The organism is Vibrio sp. 2CM40D (assembly GCF_023161825.1).
GTDB lineage: Bacteria > Pseudomonadota > Gammaproteobacteria > Enterobacterales > Vibrionaceae > Vibrio > Vibrio alginolyticus.
The window spans coordinates 1-20,666 of sequence record NZ_JALNTL010000004.1 but is presented as its reverse complement, the minus strand read 5'-3'; the positions used below and the strand labels follow the sequence as shown (position 1 = coordinate 20,666).

At 43.7% G+C, this 20,666-nt stretch carries 15 protein-coding genes, 1 tRNA gene and 1 other RNA gene; 5 read left to right on the top strand and 12 right to left on the bottom strand.

The window, feature by feature from the left end; translation table 11 throughout:
- Positions 1-106 precede the first annotated feature (106 nt).
- The 6 genes from MTF70_RS09720 to MTF70_RS09695 all read right to left on the bottom strand — a co-directional run bounded on the left by MTF70_RS09720 (position 107) and on the right by MTF70_RS09695 (position 7,330).
- Positions 107-2,413, bottom strand: coding sequence for a zinc/cadmium/mercury/lead-transporting ATPase (locus MTF70_RS09720; RefSeq protein WP_025766942.1), 2,307 nt, complete (start codon positions 2,411-2,413; stop codon positions 107-109).
- A gap of 172 nt (positions 2,414-2,585) precedes the next feature.
- Positions 2,586-3,005, bottom strand: a complete 420-nt coding sequence (locus tag MTF70_RS09715; RefSeq protein ID WP_005378483.1) for a CBS domain-containing protein — start codon at positions 3,003-3,005, stop codon at positions 2,586-2,588.
- A gap of 244 nt (positions 3,006-3,249) precedes the next feature.
- Positions 3,250-3,984 carry an RNA methyltransferase gene (locus MTF70_RS09710; RefSeq protein ID WP_005378485.1) on the bottom strand — a complete coding sequence of 245 codons (735 nt, stop codon included), beginning with the start codon at positions 3,982-3,984 and terminating at the stop codon, positions 3,250-3,252.
- Between the two features lie 212 nt (positions 3,985-4,196).
- Positions 4,197-4,293: signal recognition particle sRNA small type (gene ffs / locus MTF70_RS09705), an RNA gene on the bottom strand.
- Positions 4,294-4,430: 137 nt separating this feature from the next.
- Positions 4,431-6,434 carry a GGDEF domain-containing protein gene (locus MTF70_RS09700; protein ID WP_205460876.1) on the bottom strand — a complete coding sequence of 668 codons (2,004 nt, stop codon included), beginning with the start codon at positions 6,432-6,434 and terminating at the stop codon, positions 4,431-4,433.
- Positions 6,435-6,586: 152 nt separating this feature from the next.
- Positions 6,587-7,330 (bottom strand): hypothetical protein, encoded by a 744-nt coding sequence (locus MTF70_RS09695; RefSeq protein ID WP_169628357.1) that lies wholly within the window; start codon positions 7,328-7,330, stop codon positions 6,587-6,589.
- Between the two features lie 257 nt (positions 7,331-7,587).
- On the opposite strand from MTF70_RS09695, the gene MTF70_RS09690 reads away from it, so the two are divergent.
- Entirely contained in the window at positions 7,588-7,890 is a 303-nt protein-coding gene (locus tag MTF70_RS09690; protein ID WP_005378570.1) for a DNA base-flipping protein, read from the top strand.
- Between the two features lie 30 nt (positions 7,891-7,920).
- Here MTF70_RS09690 and MTF70_RS09685 read toward each other — a convergent pair whose 3' ends face one another.
- Positions 7,921-8,355 (bottom strand): YbaY family lipoprotein, encoded by a 435-nt coding sequence (locus MTF70_RS09685; protein WP_005378572.1) that lies wholly within the window; start codon positions 8,353-8,355, stop codon positions 7,921-7,923.
- A gap of 240 nt (positions 8,356-8,595) precedes the next feature.
- Here MTF70_RS09685 and tesB point away from each other — a divergent pair, with 240 nt between their 5' ends.
- The gene (tesB, locus tag MTF70_RS09680) at positions 8,596-9,456 is read left to right on the top strand and encodes an acyl-CoA thioesterase II (RefSeq protein ID WP_005378575.1); all 861 of its coding nucleotides are present in this window, start codon (positions 8,596-8,598) and stop codon (positions 9,454-9,456) included.
- Between the two features lie 68 nt (positions 9,457-9,524).
- Here the strand turns inward: tesB and MTF70_RS09675 are convergent, their stop codons facing one another.
- Positions 9,525-12,566 carry a cadherin repeat domain-containing protein gene (locus MTF70_RS09675; protein ID WP_205460875.1) on the bottom strand — a complete coding sequence of 1,014 codons (3,042 nt, stop codon included), beginning with the start codon at positions 12,564-12,566 and terminating at the stop codon, positions 9,525-9,527.
- A gap of 456 nt (positions 12,567-13,022) precedes the next feature.
- Positions 13,023-13,487, bottom strand: a complete 465-nt coding sequence (locus tag MTF70_RS09670; RefSeq protein ID WP_017820003.1) for an Lrp/AsnC family transcriptional regulator — start codon at positions 13,485-13,487, stop codon at positions 13,023-13,025.
- Positions 13,488-13,625: 138 nt separating this feature from the next.
- On the opposite strand from MTF70_RS09670, the gene MTF70_RS09665 reads away from it, so the two are divergent.
- Positions 13,626-14,720 carry a PLP-dependent cysteine synthase family protein gene (locus MTF70_RS09665; protein ID WP_248393962.1) on the top strand — a complete coding sequence of 365 codons (1,095 nt, stop codon included), beginning with the start codon at positions 13,626-13,628 and terminating at the stop codon, positions 14,718-14,720.
- Positions 14,721-14,781: 61 nt separating this feature from the next.
- Here MTF70_RS09665 and MTF70_RS09660 read toward each other — a convergent pair whose 3' ends face one another.
- Positions 14,782-15,099 (bottom strand): DUF1244 domain-containing protein, encoded by a 318-nt coding sequence (locus tag MTF70_RS09660; protein ID WP_005378586.1) that lies wholly within the window; start codon positions 15,097-15,099, stop codon positions 14,782-14,784.
- Positions 15,100-15,313: 214 nt separating this feature from the next.
- Here MTF70_RS09660 and MTF70_RS09655 point away from each other — a divergent pair, with 214 nt between their 5' ends.
- Entirely contained in the window at positions 15,314-15,889 is a 576-nt protein-coding gene (locus tag MTF70_RS09655) for a porin family protein (protein ID WP_047100886.1), read from the top strand.
- Positions 15,890-15,969: 80 nt separating this feature from the next.
- Here the strand turns inward: MTF70_RS09655 and vmeF are convergent, their stop codons facing one another.
- Positions 15,970-19,083 carry a multidrug efflux RND transporter permease subunit VmeF gene (gene vmeF, locus MTF70_RS09650; RefSeq protein WP_025766946.1) on the bottom strand — a complete coding sequence of 1,038 codons (3,114 nt, stop codon included), beginning with the start codon at positions 19,081-19,083 and terminating at the stop codon, positions 15,970-15,972.
- Positions 19,083-20,177, bottom strand: a complete 1,095-nt coding sequence (locus MTF70_RS09645; protein WP_005378593.1) for a MexH family multidrug efflux RND transporter periplasmic adaptor subunit — start codon at positions 20,175-20,177, stop codon at positions 19,083-19,085. The genes vmeF and MTF70_RS09645 overlap by 1 nt, the downstream gene beginning before the upstream one ends.
- A 284-nt stretch (positions 20,178-20,461) precedes the next feature.
- Here MTF70_RS09645 and MTF70_RS09640 point away from each other — a divergent pair.
- Positions 20,462-20,546: transfer RNA gene (locus MTF70_RS09640), tRNA-Tyr, on the top strand.
- Positions 20,547-20,666: the final 120 nt, after the last annotated feature.

Here is a 20,666-nt window from a genome sequence, read left to right as displayed (position 1 = left end):
TCAAGGACGAGAAAAACGTCTGATCGCATCAGGTGAATACGGTTAAAAAAAGCCCGATACACGAATGCCTCGGGCTATTAATGAGTGGGATCATTGGTTAGGTCAGTTATTTGATCTGTTTGGACTCAAAACGAAGTAATCTCAACGCATTCAATGTCACCAGTGCTGTTGCACCACTGTCAGCTAATACTGCAACCCACAACCCAGTAACCCCAAGTAAACTTGTCACTAAGAATACACCTTTCAAACCTAGCGCTAACGCGACATTCTGACGAATGTTACTTAGCGTCGCACGCGACAGTTCTATCATGGCAGGTAGCTCAATCAACCGGTTGTGTGTTAACGCCGCATCAGCAGTCTCGAGCGCAACATCCGTACCGCCTCCCATCGCAATACCAATGCTCGAAGCTTTCATGGCTGGAGCATCATTGATACCGTCTCCCACCATCGCAACGGTATGTTGTTGTGATAGTTTCTCGACGTAATGCACCTTGTCTGCAGGTAACAAACTCGCTTTATAATCCAAGCCTATTCTATTTGCCATTGCTTCTGCACTTCTCGGGTTGTCACCCGTTAGCATCACCGACGTGACCCCAAGTTCCTTCAACATTGCGATGGCTTGCTGGGCATCTGAGCGCAATGTATCTTGCCATGCGATCACGCCAATGACCTCGTCATCGTAACGAACAATGACAACCGTTTTACCTTGTTGTTCCAACGTAACCACTTGCTCTTTGGCTTCTTGAGAAAGTGGAAAGTCTGCCTTTGAAGGCGTGACCACTTGGACCATTTTTCCATCGACGTAACCAGTGACACCAGAGCCTACTTGCGCGGTTTTATCCAACGCTTCAGGAATAGTAAGCCCCTGCTCTTGCACTTTGGTAACTAAAGAAACCGCTAGAGGATGACTTGAACCAACCTCGATTGACGCAGTTAGGCTAAGTAACTTGTCTTCATCCATATCAAAAGCAAAGACGTCGGTCACTTCTGGTTTACCTTGCGTCAGTGTCCCAGTTTTATCAAATGCGACAGACTCAACCTTGCCAAGCAACTCAAGCGCCGCTCCACCTTTGATCAATGCGCCCCGCTTAGCCGCTGCCGCCAAGCCAGAAGTGATCGCCGCAGGCGTTGAAATGACTAATGCACATGGACAAGCAATCAACAGCAGGGCGAGTCCTCGATAGATCCACGTTTCCCACGGTTGGGCAAATAGTAATGGCGGCGTAACGATAACCATCAGAGACACCAACATCATTAGTGGCGTATACCAACGGCTAAATTTATCAAGAAAGCGTTCTAATGGTGCCTTACGGGATTCTGCTTCTTCAATCAAATGAAGAATTCGATCTATCGCATTCTCGCCCTGACGGGAAGTCACCTGTAAACGAACCACTTTATCGACAACCACAGCCCCGGCCATCACTTTGCCACCGGTTTGATGTTCAACGGGAACAGATTCTCCCGTTAACGCACTTTCGTCAAAACTCGCAAGCGCATCTTGCAAAACACCGTCGGCAGGCAAACGACCTCCGGGTGCGACTTCTATGATATCCCCTGGTTTAAGCTGCGCAGCTGGTACTTCTTTGCGTTCACCATCAATAATTAAAATTGAATTTTCTGGGACTAAGTCCATTAACGCCTGGACACCGCTTCGCGCGCGAGATGATGCATATGCTTCTAACTTTTCACCAATAAGGAAAAGCAATAACACCATTGCGGCTTCGGCGGTTTCACCTAAATATAAAGCGCCGAGCGCCGCTACACTCATTAACGTTTCAATCGCAAAAGGCGTACCGCTACGCGCCAACTTAAATGCTTTGAGCGCGATTGGGTATAAACCAAGTAAACACGTCAAAGTGAATAACCAAGCGCTTATTTGAGGGTCGATCTTAGAAATTACTGCCGCAGTAGCCATTGCACCAGCAATCGAGAGAATTTGGATGTTGTCTCTTATGACGCCAAGCCAGCCTTTCTTTGTAGTGCTTGGTTTTGGAGCATCAAGTGAAAAGAGCGGGAAACCCGTTTTTTGGGCTGTCTGCTCTATCGTAGCTATCAGCTCTAGACCATCAAAATCGACGACCAGTTTTTCTGTTGCAAACAAAACCTTGGCTTGGCTGACGCCTTGTAAAGACGTAATGGCTTTCTCAAGCTTTTGCGCACAAGATGGGCAATCCATACCTGACACAAGCCAAGCGTTCCGAACGGAGGAATTACTCTCCCTTGTGGGATCGTCTTCCTCGCCTGTATCAACGCTGCAGCCTCCTCCACTACAGCAAGAGCTTTCAGAAACATCAACACTGGCCTGAGAGATATTGAGCGAAGATTTTACTGGCGCACAGCATGACTCGCTTGCACCAAGCGGCACCGCAGTTTTGATTTTGCTAGATTGGCAACCTTGATGTTTTGTACACATAATTTTTTCCTTATTGGTATCGGTGATTTACCTATTGCTAAGGATAAACCTTAGAGTAAGCTCCAAGGTCAAGATAAATTTGTACAGTTCGGCGATAGAAAATAAAAAAGACGCCGAAGCGTCTTTCCAAACCAGTTTAAAAGCAATATTCCGTAAAGTTTAAACAGAGAGGTTAAACGGGATGCTTAAAACACTCATTTAATGTCATTCCTATGGCACGCAGCACGTCTCTTCTTGTGATAACACCAACCAACTTACCTTTGCCATCCACCACTGGATACATTTTCGGCTTTCCAACTTTCATCATGTCAGCCAGTTCAATTACTGACATTTCTGGAGAAACAGATAAGACATCATCATGCATACACTCTTGTACCGTATGTGTATCTTGGCAGTGATAACTTGCTTTCACCAACTTATCTAATAAGTCTTGCTCCGATAAAAACCCAACCACTTTTTCATTTTCATCAATGACAGGGCCACCTAGTGTGACACTTTGCATTACTTTGTTTAAAGCTGCCGAAAGTGACATATCTTTCGTGAAAGTCACCGCTTGCAACGTCATGTAATCTTTTACTTTTAATGAATGCATTCTTATCTCCTTAAGGGCATTTTATTGCGGCCTTTAGATAAGTGTCGCCTAATTTCCTGATTTTACTAAATGGAAAGGAGTAATTTTATTTATAGGCACAGCCTATTGAACTAAAACAAAATTAACTCACCGAACAACATTCACTGTATTTCGTTAAACGCAAGATTCAGCCAGGCTGATTTTTCTAGGCAAAATACAACAAAGCCAGTCAATTGACTGGCTTTGTTATTATGTAATTGTTGCGTTAGCTATGTTGGCGGCGCATGTTGTCTAAAATAATGCCAGTCGCCATCGCGACATTCAGTGATTCGGCACCGCCAAACGCCGGAATCGTGATCTTATCTGTCACGAATTTTGCTGCGGCTTCACGCACACCATGAGATTCGCTGCCCATCAACAAAATACCTTCAGCAGCGAAATCCGTTTTATGAACGCTCTCTCCTTCCAAAAACGCGCCATATACTGGCAATTTGGCGTGTTCCAAGTAACTTGGCAAATCCACCAAACTCACTTGTACGCGGCCAAAGCTGCCCATGGTCGCACTGATCGTTTTAGGATTATAAGGATCAGCACAATCTGTACTCGCAATAATGTGCTTGATGCCATACCAGTCTGCAACACGAATAATCGTACCTAGATTACCAGGGTCGGATACACCATCTAGCGCAATCATCAAGCCTTTCGCTTGAGGCTCTTTTACACTCGGAATTTCAACCACAGCAATGGCCGCATTATTGCTCACAAGCGTGCTCGCTTTGGTCAATTCATCAAGCGATGCTTCAACACAATCAAAACGATTTAGCGTACCAGCATTTTGTTCGAGAAATGCCGCTGTTGCAAAAACCTGCTTCACCTTCAATGAACTACTTGCTAGCTCTAGTACGTTCTTTTCACCCTGAACTAGGAATAAGCCATGCGCTTTACGCTGTTTCTTTTGACCTAAAGCACGAAGCAGTTTTAATTGGTTTTTTGAAATCATTAAAGTATCCCAGGTGAAAATGGTTATTCGGCGAGTGTACCCTAAACAATCTTCACGAAAGTTCGGTATCGAGCGGATGAGATTATAAATTATACCTAAATAACCTCAAGAAGCTTGATCATCAGAAGACGTTGAACACCAAGCGTAGCCAAAATAAAAGAAGGCTCAAAAACGAAAAAAGCCCTGCGATAACGCAGGGCTTTCAAAGGGTGGGACCCCAGCCACATCCCGGCACACAAGTCACACGCTGCGGCTGCTTCCTTCCGGACCTGACCGAGTTCACGAGCTATTGTTGCGAGAGGACCAGAGCCCCATAATTCTTTTCGAGAGGTCTTGCCTCAATCGATGGGGCGATTATTCAGTATCAGCTCTCATAATGCAAGAGCAAAAACCTTGAATTTCATCATTTCATTACCGTTTGAACAAAACTCGATCAATTCATTCCTTTATGATGAAACCGTGCAGTCACGATAAGAGGAGTCGTGCCGTGAGGACTGCTTACTCATGTACATGTCTTCATCAGCCAAATGCATCGCTTGCTCTAAGCTCATGTGCCGTTCCCTTTTTGCAGAGAAACCAATAGAGATACTTATAGACTCCAAATCACTACATAATTTGCCTTTCACATCGATTCTACTGAGCTCTCTCATTGCTCTAGTTAACTCGGCTTGCGTAGGATAACCCAGTAATATGAACTCATCCCCTCCAATTCGATAACATCTTCCCGACCAGACATAATGAATTTTTAGCGCCAGTAGTTGTAAAACTTCGTCCCCAGCGCGATGACCATAAGTGTCATTGATTCGTTTGAAATGATTAATGTCTAAGTAAAGTATGGATAGATCTTTGTTTACTCCTTTTCGATACTTTACTTGCAACGCACGACGATTCCTTAACCCTGTTAAGTTGTCAGTGTTCGATTGACGGTAAAGATAAAGCGAAACACAAATAGCAAACAATAATACAAAGATAAACACAGCTTGTGTTTGCGTCGCTAATCGAATCTCATATTCAAGTGCGGTACGCCAATCTGGGCGTACATCGTACTGAGCAATGATCTTATCAACTTCTAACATCGCTATCGCTCGACTGAAGAAAGGCGCAAGCATGGCTCCTTTTTCATTCGCGACCAATCCAACAGAGAGTTGTGACTCATAAAACTCGCCAATAGCGGTATCCTGCTCTATCGGAACCAATTCACTGAGACGTAAAAAATGATTGAGCATCGCCGTATCCATCGGAATGTAATCGACTTCTTCATTTAGTAGCCCCTGAATGAGCTCTTGTTGGGTACGATAACGTTTGAGTTCTTTTAGCGGTAACAGTTGCGTCATCATTTGATCGAAAAAGTCATCCTTAACTACGCCAATCCGCTCAGATATCAACTGTGAAACATGAGAGTATGTGCTCGGTTTGTAACCTAAACGCTTGACCATCACCGATGCTGGCGCGTAATGGGGCTTTGGAAAGTAGCTAAATGCGCGCCGCTCACGGCTGACCGTTAACGGCGCCAAAATTTCGAAATTACCTTGGATAAACTCATGGTACATAGAACCCCAGCTTTCACCAGGCTCACTAATGATCAAGCAGTTTAAAGCCAAGATCTCACAGCTTCTCAGGACTACATCAGCCGTCATCCCTTCGACACTACCATCTGCGTTGTATACAACATATGGAAAGATAGATTCGAGCTTAATCCGTATTGGTTCATTAAAATCAAGGGGTAATAAACGAATAGAATCACGCAACGCTGCTCGCCTTAATTCAAATTGATACTGGGAAATTTCTTCGCGAAGCTGCTTTTGCACCGCTTCCCCGTGAATAAACGTAGCGAACGTGTCCAACTCTTCAAGATGATGATCTTTTTTACTGATGATGGATACGGGCTTTATCGAAATCTGATCATTGAGCATCTTGGCGTCAAACCCCTCCATCAGCATCGGCTTGAGCTGGTTAATGGCATCGACAACGCCATCCACAGCACCTGAACGTAGCAGTGTTACTGCTTGTTCGTGACCTTGATAAGAGATCTGTTCTAGCTCAGGGTAGTGTTGTTTAAGTAATTGGGCATAAACTGTATCTTTGGGGACGCCAACACGCGAAATGTCACTCAACGTCGAATCTTTTAAACCAAAGAGGTAGGTATATTCGATATTTGTTGGGCGGGAATAACTAAAACGTTGAGCACGTTCTTGTGTGTAAGTGATATTCGCAGCAAAGTCCGCTTCCCCATTCGCTACTGAATTTAGAATGGCATCAAAGCTGGAGTAGTTCACGTATTGAACGGTAAAGCCAAACTCCTTTGAAGCAGCATTGAAAAGAACACGAGTGACGACATCATCCGCTTCAGTCGCGACTTTATAATGAGCAATTAAAGGGGCTTCGGATTTTACATTCAAACTCAAGAGGCAACATGCAAAAAGCAACAGTGTTCGAGCAAAAGTTGTCATGACAAACTTATCTTAAATCAACCACTTATATTGTGGTTATTATTATTGGAAGTGTAGTAAATATGAAATGAAGAACATATACTAATCTCCATTTTGTTCCACAACCAATTCGATACTCTGCCGCACATGTCACTTTTTACCTGACTAAAAACTCATAATTCAGCCTGTTCATCGCTACTACGTAAAATATAGTCAGTCATCCAAGCCGTCCCTAACAAACAGATCCAAACCACGAAAACAGGGTTTGGCACATCCGTGGTCGGGCTGACGACTAAAGCGGCAAAACCCACAGTCGGCAATGTCCAACATAATAATTTGCTCCAACGAATGGTATGTTGAAGCTTCACAAGTGCTTCCATTGACGCTAACATTCCCGTCAAACTTAACGCCATAAGAACGGCGTACGGTAGGCCTGCAATCCACAATGGGAGCAACAAAAACAACGGCCACCAGCTGTGTTTATTGGATGGCGTCCAATGCGCAGCCGACCACCACATCGCCATAACCGCAATGGTTTGAACCACTGTAACCCAAGCAGACCCATCCAGCTTACCGCCTTGCTGTGTGACCATAAGACCAACTTGCAGTGTAAGTACAATAAGACCAGCGGTGAGCAACACACCTAAAGAGCTTCTACGAGAAAATACCACCATTAAAAGTGGGAAAAGGATCAAAACACCAACCGACAAAGCAATTGGCTGCATTGAGAGTGTCGCACCAAAAGCCATCATCGCGCCCAGTAATACTAGGCCAGCGAACCCACCTTGTGGCAGAACCCACAGCGCGGGGATCATAAGTGCAAGAACGGGAATGTCACCCTCGCTCAAACTCATCGCCCGAACGCAGACAACAGCGAGTAAGGTCGTAACGAAAAATTGAAGTGTCGATAAAATCATAGCGCCTCCTGGCTTCCCCACCTACTTGGTAACTCAACGGCAAAAACTGGGATTGAAAGTCGTTGAGAGGGTCTAGATTCAAGCTTAGCTTGCGTTTGCTTCATGCTGTTTAAGGCTCATCAACCAACGACACTAAAGAACAGAAAATGTAATTCTTCAAAGTGAGTCGCTGGCAACACAAGGGTTAAGAACCGTTAGCAATATACAAGTCCAATGGTTTACCATTCCTTAGTAATCCAAAATAGACACTTTTGAGTATGGACCAATTTTTAGCGCAAATCTTTGCTGTAATTCACCAAATTCCAAAAGGAAAAGTCTCCACCTATGGGGAAATTGCAAAAATGGCCGGTTATCCGGGCTATGCGAGACATGTTGGTAAAGCACTGGGCAACTTACCAGAAGGCAGTAAACTCCCCTGGTTTAGAGTGGTAAATAGCCAAGGAAAAATATCTTTAAAAGGCCGAGACTTAGAGCGACAAAAAAAGAAATTAGAAGCAGAAGGGATTGAAGTATCGGAAGTTGGCAAAACTTCACTTAAAAAATACAAATGGCAGCCTTAAGCTGCCATTTTTTGTTCTCAGTACGTCGTATTAACGTGTTCCAACTAGACGAATATCTAATTGGTGAGTTTGTGCTTCATCTGTAATAACACCGTTATGTGTGTCGCTGATAAAACGCAGCTTTCCATCTACCTCAATGCGAGCACGAACGCTGTAACGATGGTTTGGTTTGATTTCATTGCTGTCGTAACTCAACTCAAAAGAAAGAGGAACTTGCTTACCTTCTGTTTCGAATGTCTGTTTCGCCAACACTTTTGCTGGCGCATCCGCCAAGGACACATCTTCTAACGCAATAGTAACCACTGCGTTTGGTGGCAAGGCAATCCGCTCGCGATAAGCCACTGTACCTGTAATCGTCTTCATTGACGCCTCTGTAGATTCCATTTCTGTATTTTGAGAAGTTTGGCAACCCACTAACGCAGCCCCAAAGAGTAGAGAAGTAACAAGTAGTAGTGTTTTTTTCATATATTCCTCGAAAAGAGCATTAAACCGAAGCAATTATAGGTGTGGAATATAAAACTGTCTGCTTCCTGTCACTTTATTTGACAATAGTTTGACTGAGTTAGAATTTATCAAACAATTGATTTTGTTTCATAATTGGAACAATACTATTTCTAAGTTACTCAATAGTTCTTAACTATACCACTTCACAAGAGTGAGGCTGTTGAGGTAACTTGGAATGAAAGACAACGGTGAGGAGACACAATGAGTAAACCACTACGAGAATTGCTCAGCCTACTACAACTCGAAAAATTAGAAGAAGGCTTGTTTCGTGGCCAAAGTGAAAACCTAGGTTTGCCTCAAGTTTATGGCGGTCAAGTAATTGGGCAAGCACTTTCTGCTGCACGCTACACCGTTGAAGAAACACGCACGGTACACTCCTTCCATAGCTATTTTTTGTACCCTGGCGATCCAGAAAAACCTATTATTTATGACGTAGAAAATCTGAGAGATGGCCGTAGCTTTAGCACTAGACGCGTAAAGGCAATTCAAAATGGACGCCCTATTTTTTACCTAACCGCATCCTACCATGGCGATCAACCTGGGTTTGATCATCAAAAAGAAATGCCAGATATCCCTGGTCCAGAAAACTTTGCCTCAGAGAGTGAGCTCGCAAGCCATATTGCAGAATTTCTACCCAAACGCTTACGCAAAACATTTTGCGGGGAAAAGCCAATCGAAACTCGCCCCGTTACGGTTATCAACCCTTTGAAGCCCAAAAAAGCAGAACCCAAACAGTACCTTTGGATTCGTGCTAATGGTGAAATGCCAGAGAATCAGCTAATTCACCAGTACCTTCTGGCCTACGCATCCGATTGGGGATTCCTTGTAACAGCAATGCATCCACATGAAGTCTCATTAATGACGCCTAACTTTCAAGTGGCCACCATTGACCACTCTATCTGGTTCCATCGCCCGTTTAAGATGGATGAATGGCTTCTATATGCGATAGAGAGCCCAACGGCGAGCAATACTCGTGGGTTGGTCCGTGGCGAAATATACAACCAGCAAGGTCACTTAGTGGCGACCGCCGTGCAAGAAGGGGTGATGCGCTACACGAAATAGCTCGTGTTCGCTAGACGAAAAAAGGAGTGCTGTTCCGCACTCCTTTTTTAATGGGTATCAAACGATGATTAATTTGGTTGATACTTCATGTTAACAACCGACCATTCGTAAAGTGATTTCGGGTAACCATATTCGCCTTTCCCGTAAATGACATTTGGGTCGGCATAGAATCCACCTTTATTCGTTGCTAAAAATTCACGAACCCCACGACGGTAAGTAATCACAGGTGCTACTAACTCATACTCTACCTTTTCCATCTTCGAGTCATCAATTATTAAGAACCGAGTCATACGAATCGTGCTGCCGCTGGTGCAGTATCCTGGGTCATCATAGTCAATTGCTTCAAAAGGCTTGAGATCATCTTCGAACAGCTCTGATGTACATCCATCAAATCGAGCTAAGTGTACCCACGCTCCTTTTATTAGAGTTGGGTCATCGTTACCCACCGGCTTGAATGCAAGTAGTGCAATCTTACCTTTGCCGTATAATTTCAATTCTTCGTCCGTTGGCTCACGCACTGAACGAACGTTCATCAAACCAAACTCACTTTCTTCTAAGTTAGAAAACTCACGTGCATTTAGCGTGCTAAACAATACTGTTTGTTCAGTTTCAAGCAATGTATATTGATCCGCAACACCTTCATCTGCAAAGCTTAGATACAGCTGGACTTTCTTACTTTCCAACGCTTTGTAATCTCGAGATTCTCCTTCCGAAATGTCGAGAGAAATCCAACGTCTTTTTACTGGCGGGAGGTCAAGTAACGTCAGCTCTTCCTTATCAACATCTAATGAAGCGACGCCTTTAATTGTTGAGCTGGATATTTGATAGCTGCGGTTTCCTATTGGTGTACCAAAGTCTAGCTTAACCTTTTTAAATGGTTCAAATTCCACCTTCATTGTAGAAGCACTTAAACCAGGGTGATTCGCTTTGTTAATAGTGCCATTTACGACGATTGTTTTAGCTTTGTAGTTGCGCCCAGTAAGGGTAACCTCTAATTGGTACGTGCCTGCATGCAGGATTTTCAAACGCCCTGTATCAGGAGAAACTAGCTCGACCACAGGGTCTTTTTGGTTAATAAGACGGTAACTTGCCTTCGCAGTCCCACCACTCATCACTGGCGAGATAACACTACCAGCGGAGAATTCTACCGTTGGGTAAGTAACCGATACCGGGTTTGTGCCTTGTTTAATCGTGACCGAGAAACTACTTTCACCCGGATCCACTTTGTCGTCCCCCGCATCCGAAACAATAATTTTTGTGCTACCCGCGTTAAGAATTTGCATGGCACCCGTTTGGCTGTTTAAGGAAACCACATCTATTGCTGCGTTGTCTGCAAATCGGTACGTAACTTCCCCAACCGTACCAGAGATTTTCGGCGCAACAAATGTTTGGCCAACCTTCCAAATCTCTTCCACATCGGATTGAACTTCAATTCGGCTCGGCGCGCTCAAAATTGTCACGTAGACTTTTTGATCAGGACCAACAGTATAATTCGCGCTCTCTTTTCTGCGCACAGTTAGCGTCGCTTTACCCGCTTTATACACATGGAGACGTCCTTCACTAAAACCACCGACAACATCTGGTGCGGTGTTATCTACAATCTCAATTTGCTCGTCAGCACTCAAACCAAAATCACGATGAAGATCAAAACTGTATTTGTTGCTGTATACAACGTCATAATCGTGCGTTGCCATGGGTTGGCCTTCAGCCTTTGCAACTTTAATGACGACATTAAATTGAATAGGTTGGTAGAACTCCCCACCATCGTCTTCAAACTTAAGGTCGTACTCACCCGCAGTCACTACCTCCAACTTGCCGTCAGTCATTCGTAAGCCATTAGGTAAGCTGCTAACTAGATTTACGTTACCTTTTTGCCCTTTAAACGCCAGAGGGATTGAAAGATTTGGTTGATAGGTAAGCGGCATTTCAATGTCTTTTATAACGGGATGAGGCGCGCGATTAACTTCAAGATCAAAGCGAGTTTTGCTTGCAGGATAATTACGCATGTCATGCTCGTAAATTTCCACTTCAGCAGCACCAACACCTTTGATCAGTAATGCTTCACCATTTTCAGTTTTAGCGACAACGTCTTCACCACGAATGATTCTCAGCTCATAGTCACCGTAGGCGTTCGTCACCTTAGGGAAAATTCGTCCACCTTCCTCATAAGTTGTGACGATATCCGCTGCCCTGATTTCTTGACGCTTGCCTTGTTTTACATCCACAAAAAATTGCGCTGTTTGCTGTTTATCCAGAAACGCGTCGCTGTAAGTTGCAGTCGCTTCAACCGTTAATCGACCAACATTATGAACAAGAAGTAAACCCGTTTCAGGGTCTAGCAACTCGGCCACCTTGCTGTCTGGTACGCTATTTATAATTTTGTAAGAAATACGTTGCGTTTGAGCTTTATCTAGACGCACTGGTTCTAACGTCAACCCTTCTCGATACTCGTCTTCAAGCAAAGCGAACTGTAATTGCCCCGGAGCTACTGCATGCAGCTTAACCGTAGCGCGAACTTGTTTCGGCAAGTAAAAGTCGTTACCTGAATCAGTAATCAGCACCGATGCCTGACCAACTGAACCTAATGAATATACCGACCCGTTCTCATCAACACGAATCAAGTTATGACCACTTTCTACCTCATAACTCAGTTCGCCTTTTTGGCCACGGACGATCAACGCTTTTCCTTCTGACTCAATCGCATTGAAATTCAGATCACTCACTGAAAGTTCAGTATTGATGCCTCGCTCTACAGTGACAGAAAATCTTGCTTCAGAAGATTCATAAGCAGAGCTACTATCTGTAGCAAGAATAGTCGCCGTTCCTGGGCGCAGAATTTGTAGTATTCCTGAGTCATTAATTTTCACGACATTTGGCGGATTAGAATCAATGACTTGGTAAGATACCGACCCATGTACATTGCTCAGTTTTGCTTCAGTAACCGTTCCCACTCCTTCAAACTTCAACACCGTGTCTTCCACTTTTAATTGCGGACGGTTCTGCTTTGTTATCGTAGTTGGTGTCTTCGTATTGTTCGGCTTAGAGTCTCCCCCACCGCCACAGCCAGCGAGTAAAGCTGCGAGAAAAAGCAAATAGTAATTTCTGTTCATTTTTAGTAATACTTTGTTACATACAAGATGGGGCGATAATAATACGATGTTTTATTAATCACTATCCCCATTTTTGAGTACTTTATTACTTAAGTAATTGCTACTGTATTAATCCTAAAAACAAATAATCAAAAATAGCGACCAAATTACATGAAAACACAAAAAGCAAACGTTTAAATCAAACTCTTCCATTAATTTAGTAAAAATTAATATTCAATAAAATAAAACATGAAAAAGAAAGAGAAAAAATTGCGTTATTTTTTCTTTCGTTATGATGTATAGGATTAATGGACTGCAAAAACAAATGGTTAATGAAAAATAGAAGAGAGAATAAATATCGTTTATATTTATAAAAATCTGGTAGGAAATAGTTTTAAAAGCATAATCAAACTACCTTTTAACATTTAAAATACTAAAAGGTAGAATTAACATTAGATAGAATTCTTATAGGGCGAGTTATTTTAGGATTGGTAACTCTGTTGTGTATTTAATGGACTCCATAGCAAATGTTGAAGTCACATTAGATAGCCCTTTTACGCTATTAACTAACCGCTTATAGAATTCGTCAAAACACTTCATATCTTTGACTAGTACTTTCATCATGTAGTCATACTCGCCAGCCATACGATAAAACTCCATTACCTCAGGAAAGTCACTCACAGTTGTAACAAAATGGTGATACCAACCTTCGGAATGATCAATCGTTTTTAACTGAACAAATGCAATGAAAGATAGCTCGAGCTTTTCTGTACTTAACAACGCCACGCGTTTTTCGATGTAGCCCTCTTCTTCCAACCTTTTCAAACGCTTCCAACATGGCGTCGTTGTCAGATTTACCTGCTCTGCTAACTCATTTAATGACAAGGTGCTGTCGGTTTGTAACAACGCAAGCAGCTGTTTATCGACCCGATCCAAACTCATCCTATAAAACCCACGAAGTGTAGAAAACTTTTCTATCAAAATAGTCATTACCGGCAACTATAGCAAAGTTTTTCTCTCGTATTATAGGTAAATTATTCCCATCTAATGCTTATCTATCGATTTCCAAGGAGAGACGCCATGTGTACTGACCACAACTGGATCAACAATGCAGTGCGTAAAATTGAAGCAGACTTTCAACGTTCTGCTGATACTCATTTATTTAAACTTGAACTGCCTTCTCTTGATGGTATCGATATCTACCTAAAAGATGAGAGCACGCATCCAACAGGCTCTCTTAAGCATCGATTGGCGCGCTCATTGTTTCTTTATGCTATTTGTAATGGATGGATTGGTCCTGAAACCACTGTAATCGAGGCGTCCTCAGGCAGCACTGCCGTTTCGGAAGTGTATTTTGCGCGTTTACTTGGCTTACCGTTCATTGCCGTCATGCCGAAAACCACTGCACGTAAAAAGATCGAACAAATTGAATTTTACGGTGGTAAAGCGCACCTTGTTGAACGATCAGATCAGATTTATGACGAGTCTCGACGCTTGGCTCAAGAACTAAATGGTCACTACATGGACCAGTTTACTTATGCTGAACGCGCTACTGACTGGCGCGGTAACAACAACATCGCGAACTCTATCTTTAGCCAAATGGAGTTAGAAGATCACCCGATTCCTAGCTGGGTAGTGATGAGTCCTGGAACAGGCGGCACATCAGCAACCATTGGCCGTTTTATTCGTTACCAAAAATACGACACTAAGCTTTGCGTGGTAGACCCTGAAAACTCAGTGTTTTACGATGCTTTCCAGTCAGGAAATCACTCATTGAAAGGCGATACTGGCAGCAAAATTGAAGGTATCGGGCGACCACGTGTCGAACCAAGTTTTATTGCTGGTGTCATTGATGAAATGCGCAAAATTCCAGACGCAGCCAGTGTGGCAACCGCCCATTGGGTATCTCAGCTGATTGGGCGTAAAGTCGGCGCATCAACAGGCACCAATCTTTACGGTGTGCTGCAATTGGCTTGTGAGATGAAACAACGCGGTGAGAAGGGTTCTATCGTGACGCTTCTATGTGATTCTGGAGAGCGTTACCTAGATACGTATTATGACTTAACATGGGTAAAAGAGAACATCGGCGATATTCAACCTTACTTAGCTCAACTCGAAGTCATTCAAGCAAAAGGTTGCGTTGAGCCAGCTTGTTGCGGCTCAACTAACGCTTAACGTGCAAACTGGACTTTAAAAAACAGCCCAACTTCATGTGGGCTGTTTTTATCGCTGGGTTTTACTTTTTCTGGCGCGCTTCAAACGCAGCCAATTGTTCTGGCGTTGCCGCTGGTTGATGATTTTGTTTCCATTCATCGTAAGTCATGCCGTAAACACGTTCGCGAGCGTCATCAATATCTAAATCCAAACCGAGATTTTCAGCCTCAGATTTATACCATTTGCTAAAGCAGTTGCGACAGAAGCCCGCAAGGATCATCAGATCGATGTTTTGTACGTCTTTGTTGGCATCTAAATGCGCCAATAAACGGCGAAATGTCGCCGCGTCTAACTTATCTTGTTCTTCTTGAGTCAAGTTTTTATATTTGAATTCAGCCACTTTCCTTTCCTTCTCTCTTATTTGACTAGCTTTCGTCACCATATCTAGTTAGTTGGTAGTCATGAGTAAGAAGTATGCTTTAGCGCAACAATTCCCATTCTAAAATCACTACCTTTGATAAAAGCTGATATGATAATTACCACCCATCCTATTGATTAAATTAACATTTAAACAAATCATTACAACGGTCTTTTACCAAGGTTATCGTCTAGTTATGAAAAACGCCATTCTATTATTGTCTACCTTGACCATTAGCGTGCCAACTTTAGCTGCTCAAGAACAAGCTCATCAATCTTATTTTTATCTAGGTACTGGTAACGTTGGTTTTGATACACCGTACTTCGGCTCGGATAGAGACAATGAGTGGTCAACACCACATATCACAGTTGGCTGGGGTTACCATGTAAACCAATACCTCGCGTTTGAAGGGGTTCTGCGCTATTCACAAAATGAACTTAAGAACGATGCTCTAAAAACTGACTTAGATCTTCACTATTACCAAGCAGGTATGTCTGCTGTTGTAACGAGTGATGACTTAGGCGATACGCCACTATCACTATTCGGTCGCGCAACAGCGCTTGGCACTCAAGCCGAAATGTACGTACCAAACGAACAAAAGGTCACAGATGACTCAGGCGCACTATTCAACATCGGTGTTGGCGTCCATTGGGATATGAGTACAGATATCTGGTTACGCGCAGAGTACATTTATAATGTCGCAGATATGGGTTTTGAAGATTTTTACGACAGCTACGAAGGTGTACAAATCAGCCTAGGGAAACGCTTCTAATCGAACGCTTCCGAGCTAACGTTAAACCGATAAAGAGAAGCCGAGGTTATTACCTCGGCTTTTATGTTTTAACGTTTGATTTAAGGGTGCGCTATACGGCCCTTCGTATCATGGCTAATTGCTTTGTTTAACTCTGCTTCTACATGACCTGGTGCTTGTGTTTTCGCCGAAATCAATCGGTACATTGCCGGGATAACAAACAAGGTCACCAATGTCGCAAACCCCATCCCGAAAAAGATTACCGTACCCACGGCAATACGGCTCTCATAACCCGCCCCTGTCGATACTATCAACGGAATTGCGCCAGCAAGTGTGGTAAACGCAGTCATCAAGATTGGACGTAGACGTCGCGCAGCTGCATCAATGATCGCTTTTTCAAACTCAACGCCACGATCACGTAGCTGATTGGCAAATTCTACGATCAAAATACCGTTTTTCGTCACCATACCAATCAACATGATCATGCCGATCTGACTATAAATGTTCATACCTTGGCCCATAATAACCAAACCAAGAAAGCCACCAAATACACCCATCGGCACCGTAAACATGACCACTAACGGGTTTACGAAGCTTTCAAACTGAGCCGCCAACACGAGATACGCCACTAGCAGTGCCAATGCAAACACAACAGCAACACTCGCTTGGTTCTCTTTAAAGTCTTTCGACTCCCCCGAATAACTCACCGAAATGTCACCCGGTAAGTTGTCGATGGCTTCCTGGTCTAGGTAATTCAGCGCATCTCCTAATGTATAACCTTCCGACAGGTTGGCAGTAATAGTGATGGACTTCTGTTTGTTGTAGTGAGAAAGACGAATAGAGGCCGCCACTTCTTCAATTTTTGTGACCGCATCTAACGTCACTAGCTGACCGCTATTCGTGCGCAGATAAATCTGACTTAAATCTGCAGCATTATTAAAGCTATTTTCATCACCGCGAAGATACACATCGTACTCTTCGCCACGCTCAACATAAGTCGTTTCGCTTTTACCACCGAGCATGATTTCTAGGGTGTCAGAAATGTCTTTAACACTGACTCCTAGCTCTGCGGCACGCTGTCGGTCAACTGTAACCAATAACTCAGGCGTTTTTTCCGAGTAATCTATCTCTGCTCCTTCCATCATTGGTGATTCTTCTGCTTTGTTCTTTAGCATTTCAGCCCAAACAACGAGCTCATCGTAATCAGAGCCGCCTAATACGAACTGAACTGGCTCACTCGAACCACCTTGGAAACCTGGCATAAATGGGAACACTCGAACATCTGGGATACCTGCCAATTCTTTCCGTACTTTGTTAAGGGCTTGCTGAGCCGTGATATCACGTTCGTTCCAATCTTCTAGAATCATGATCACAAAGCCTGTCTGGTCTCCTGCCTGGCCACCAAACGCTGGCGTTTGGATGCTGAATGACTTCAGATAACCTTGCCCTAGTAATGGCATCAATCGGTCTTCGACAATATCCATATTGGCTGACATACGATTGTATGACGTAGCATCTGCACCGCGCACAAACGCAAATATCACACCGCGATCTTCTTGTGGGGTCAACTGGGCCGGTACCTGATTCATCAAGAAATAGCTACCGCCCAAACAAGCTAGAATCACCAGCGGAGCAGCCCAACGTACTTTCAATGCGCCTTTCAATAATGCGCGATAGCCACTCTCAAGCTTGCTAAACAAGCGATCAACCGCTTCATTGAATCGATTTGGTTTTACATTCGCCTTCAAAATCTGACTACCTAATACAGGAGTCAGCGTCAGGGCAATCAAAGAGGAGAATATGACCGACATAGCTAGCAATACAGAAAACTCTGTAAATAGTAGACCTACCATGCCATCCATAAAGGAGATCGGTAAGAACACCATCACCAGCACTAATGTTGTTGCTATAACAGCAAAACCAACCTCTCTTGTGCCTTTATATGCGGCGAGTAATGGCGATTCACCGCGTTCGATATGGTGGAAGATATTCTCTACAACCACAATTGCGTCATCCACCACCAAACCAATCGATAATATCAATGCCATCAAGGTGATCAAGTTGATAGAAAACCCAAAGTAGTACGCGGCAATGAACGAAGAAATCAGAGAAACAGGTACCGTAACCGCAGGAATTAAGGTTGCACGAGCTTGACCGATGAAAATGTACAACACCAAAATCACCAAGCCGCCCGTGATAAATAGCGTGCTGTACACCTCTTCGATTGAACGCTCGATAAACACTGTCGCGTCGTAATCTATCGCAAGACGTGTACCTTCTGGTAAGAACTTCTGGATGTTATCGACTTCAGACCTAACCAGCTTCGCTACTTCTAACGGGTTTGCGTCTGACTGCGGTACCACACCAAGACTGATGTTTACTACACCATCACTTTTGAAGGTTGAGTTTTCGTTTTCTGCACCAATGAAGACATCTGCTACATCTTTTAAATAGATAGGTGTATTGTCGCTTGCGCGTTTAATGACAAGATATTGAAAATCTTCAGGCGTGTTATAAGTACGAGCCGTACGCACGGACATTACTGTTGAGTCGTTGCGAACTTCACCACCTGGGCTTTCTAGGTTCTCACTTCGCAAAGCTGATGTAATGTCCGAAGCTGTAACTGAACGTCCAGCCATTAGTTCTGGCTTAAGCTTCACGTACATTACCTTGTACAAACCACCGGAGAGATCAATGGAGCTAACCCCAGAGATCAGGCTAAAGCGGTCCATCAATACACGTTCGGCATAATCCGTTAATTGAGTACGGTCCATCTCTGCAGAACTGAGATTGATGTAGAGCGACGCCTCTCCCGAGCCATTGTTCTTATAAACAATAGGGTCATCCGCTTCATCAGGTAGCGAGCGCTGAGCACGAGCCACTGCATCACGCACGTCGCTCACACCTGTGTTGAGATCGTAACCTAACTCAAACGTGATCGTGATACGCGACATGCTGTTACGAGTAGTGGAGCTAATTTCATCAACTCCACTGATCCCAGAAAGCTGGTCTTCCAAAACGGAGGTAATTTGGCTTTCAATAATAGTCGCCGATGCACCCTCATAACGCGTACTGATAGAAACGACTGGGCTTTCTATATCAGGCATTTCACGAACGGCTAATTTGGTGAATGACACAAAGCCAAACACACACAACAGCATGCTCAGAACCAACGCCGCGACAGGGCGTTTAACTGAAACGTCGGACAGTAACATTAGTTTTCTTCCTCATCCGATTCACTGTCATTGCGTGTCACATCCGTGGTGTTCGCTTTTAGTGGCGCGACAATTTCTTTCACTTCGACACCATCACGCATGTTAACAATGCCTTGAACCACAATCTTGTCACCAATCTCAACACCAGATTCGATCACCACCTCGTTGCCAACACGAGCACCTAGCGACACTTCTTGACGAGTAGCTTTGTTATTTTCATCAATTACATATACAAAACGTTTAGTTCCGGAGTATTCAAGTGCTTGAACAGGAATGATTGGCGCCTTAATAGCAGGAAATGCTAGTGAAGCGTTCATCAACATGCCCGGCTTCAATTGATTTTCTGGGTTATCAAACTCAATACGCACGCGAAGATTCAGTGTTTCGGCACTGATCCGCGTATCAATACCTGTGACTTGACCAGTAAAGGTCTGGCTACCCCATGCACTGGTTTTAGCGATGACTTCCATACCAATAGAAAGCATCGATAAATAGCGCTCCGGTACTTGTAAATCCAGTTCCATGACGGAAAGATCATCCAACGTCAAAAGTTCAGTACCCGCACTGACCATTTTGCCGCGGCTAAAATCGATAAAACCAACAGTGCCAGAAAATGGGGCAGTAATATGGAGGTCAGCTAAATTGGCTTGAGCAGCATCAAGCCTCGCTTGTGCTATTTCAACACTGGCTTTTTGTGCATCGATTTCAGTTTGAGTAATCGCATTCCGCTTAACCAAACGTTGGAACTCTTTTAACTTACGCTGTTCATCTTTTAGATACGCCTTTGCCTCAATCAAAGCGGCTTGAGCCTTATCGTCATCTAACTTAATTAATAGCTGGTCTTGCTGGACATTTTGATTCGCTTTAACAGCGATTTGATTCACTTTGCCAGCGACTTCCGATGCGACAACCACAGACTCCGCTGCCTTTAATTTGCCGATAAGAGTTAAGGATTGATTGATCTCATGCGTTTCTACTTGTTCAGTCACAACAGTAACCGCTGAGCCTCCTCGCATCGCAGCGCAAACCGATGGAGAACTCAGTAATATAGAAAGCGTTAAAACAGATAACGATAACGTGGCTTTCATGCTCATGATATTGACTTCTAAACGAATAAACTTATGTCATTAAACTGCTTACAGTTTATCAGTAGATACGGTGTTTAACGTCAAGTAGTGTAAATTCAAGTAAAAAGCGCGCCTCTCTTCTGTTCAAAGGACAAACAAAACGCTGACTTTCTACCATCTTTGCCCAAAAAGACAGCATTCAACGTAAAAACGTAAGAAAAACGCTTTACAGCCTGAGCGAGTTTGCTATGATTCGCTCCGCACTTGGGAGATGAGTTGGGAAAACATCTTACTAAGTATAAAAATCCTCTGGAGGGGTTCCCGAGTGGCCAAAGGGAGCAGACTGTAAATCTGCCGGCACTGCCTTCGATGGTTCGAATCCGTCCCCCTCCACCATATTCTTTCTTATGTTTTTCCTTTAAACGTGAGAACAACTTGAAAGCTAGGTTGGGAAACTAACTTTTAAGTATAAAACACCCTGGAGGGGTTCCCGAGTGGCCAAAGGGAGCAGACTGT

What these genes read in the sequence shown, in the direction of transcription:
- MTF70_RS09720 (WP_025766942.1), bottom strand. Translation starts at nt 2,413, where the DNA reads ATGTGTACAAAACATCAAGGTTGCCAATCTAGCAAAATCAAAACTGCG.
- MTF70_RS09715 (WP_005378483.1), bottom strand. Translation starts at nt 3,005, where the DNA reads ATGCATTCATTAAAAGTAAAAGATTACATGACGTTGCAAGCGGTGACT.
- MTF70_RS09710 (WP_005378485.1), bottom strand. Translation starts at nt 3,984, where the DNA reads ATGATTTCAAAAAACCAATTAAAACTGCTTCGTGCTTTAGGTCAAAAG.
- MTF70_RS09700 (WP_205460876.1), bottom strand. Translation starts at nt 6,434, where the DNA reads ATGACAACTTTTGCTCGAACACTGTTGCTTTTTGCATGTTGCCTCTTG.
- MTF70_RS09695 (WP_169628357.1), bottom strand. Translation starts at nt 7,330, where the DNA reads ATGATTTTATCGACACTTCAATTTTTCGTTACGACCTTACTCGCTGTT.
- MTF70_RS09690 (WP_005378570.1), top strand. Translation starts at nt 7,588, where the DNA reads ATGGACCAATTTTTAGCGCAAATCTTTGCTGTAATTCACCAAATTCCA.
- MTF70_RS09685 (WP_005378572.1), bottom strand. Translation starts at nt 8,355, where the DNA reads ATGAAAAAAACACTACTACTTGTTACTTCTCTACTCTTTGGGGCTGCG.
- tesB (WP_005378575.1), top strand. Translation starts at nt 8,596, where the DNA reads ATGAGTAAACCACTACGAGAATTGCTCAGCCTACTACAACTCGAAAAA.
- MTF70_RS09675 (WP_205460875.1), bottom strand. Translation starts at nt 12,566, where the DNA reads ATGAACAGAAATTACTATTTGCTTTTTCTCGCAGCTTTACTCGCTGGC.
- MTF70_RS09670 (WP_017820003.1), bottom strand. Translation starts at nt 13,487, where the DNA reads ATGAGTTTGGATCGGGTCGATAAACAGCTGCTTGCGTTGTTACAAACC.
- MTF70_RS09665 (WP_248393962.1), top strand. Translation starts at nt 13,626, where the DNA reads ATGTGTACTGACCACAACTGGATCAACAATGCAGTGCGTAAAATTGAA.
- MTF70_RS09655 (WP_047100886.1), top strand. Translation starts at nt 15,314, where the DNA reads ATGAAAAACGCCATTCTATTATTGTCTACCTTGACCATTAGCGTGCCA.
- vmeF (WP_025766946.1), bottom strand. Translation starts at nt 19,083, where the DNA reads ATGTTACTGTCCGACGTTTCAGTTAAACGCCCTGTCGCGGCGTTGGTT.
- MTF70_RS09645 (WP_005378593.1), bottom strand. Translation starts at nt 20,177, where the DNA reads ATGAGCATGAAAGCCACGTTATCGTTATCTGTTTTAACGCTTTCTATA.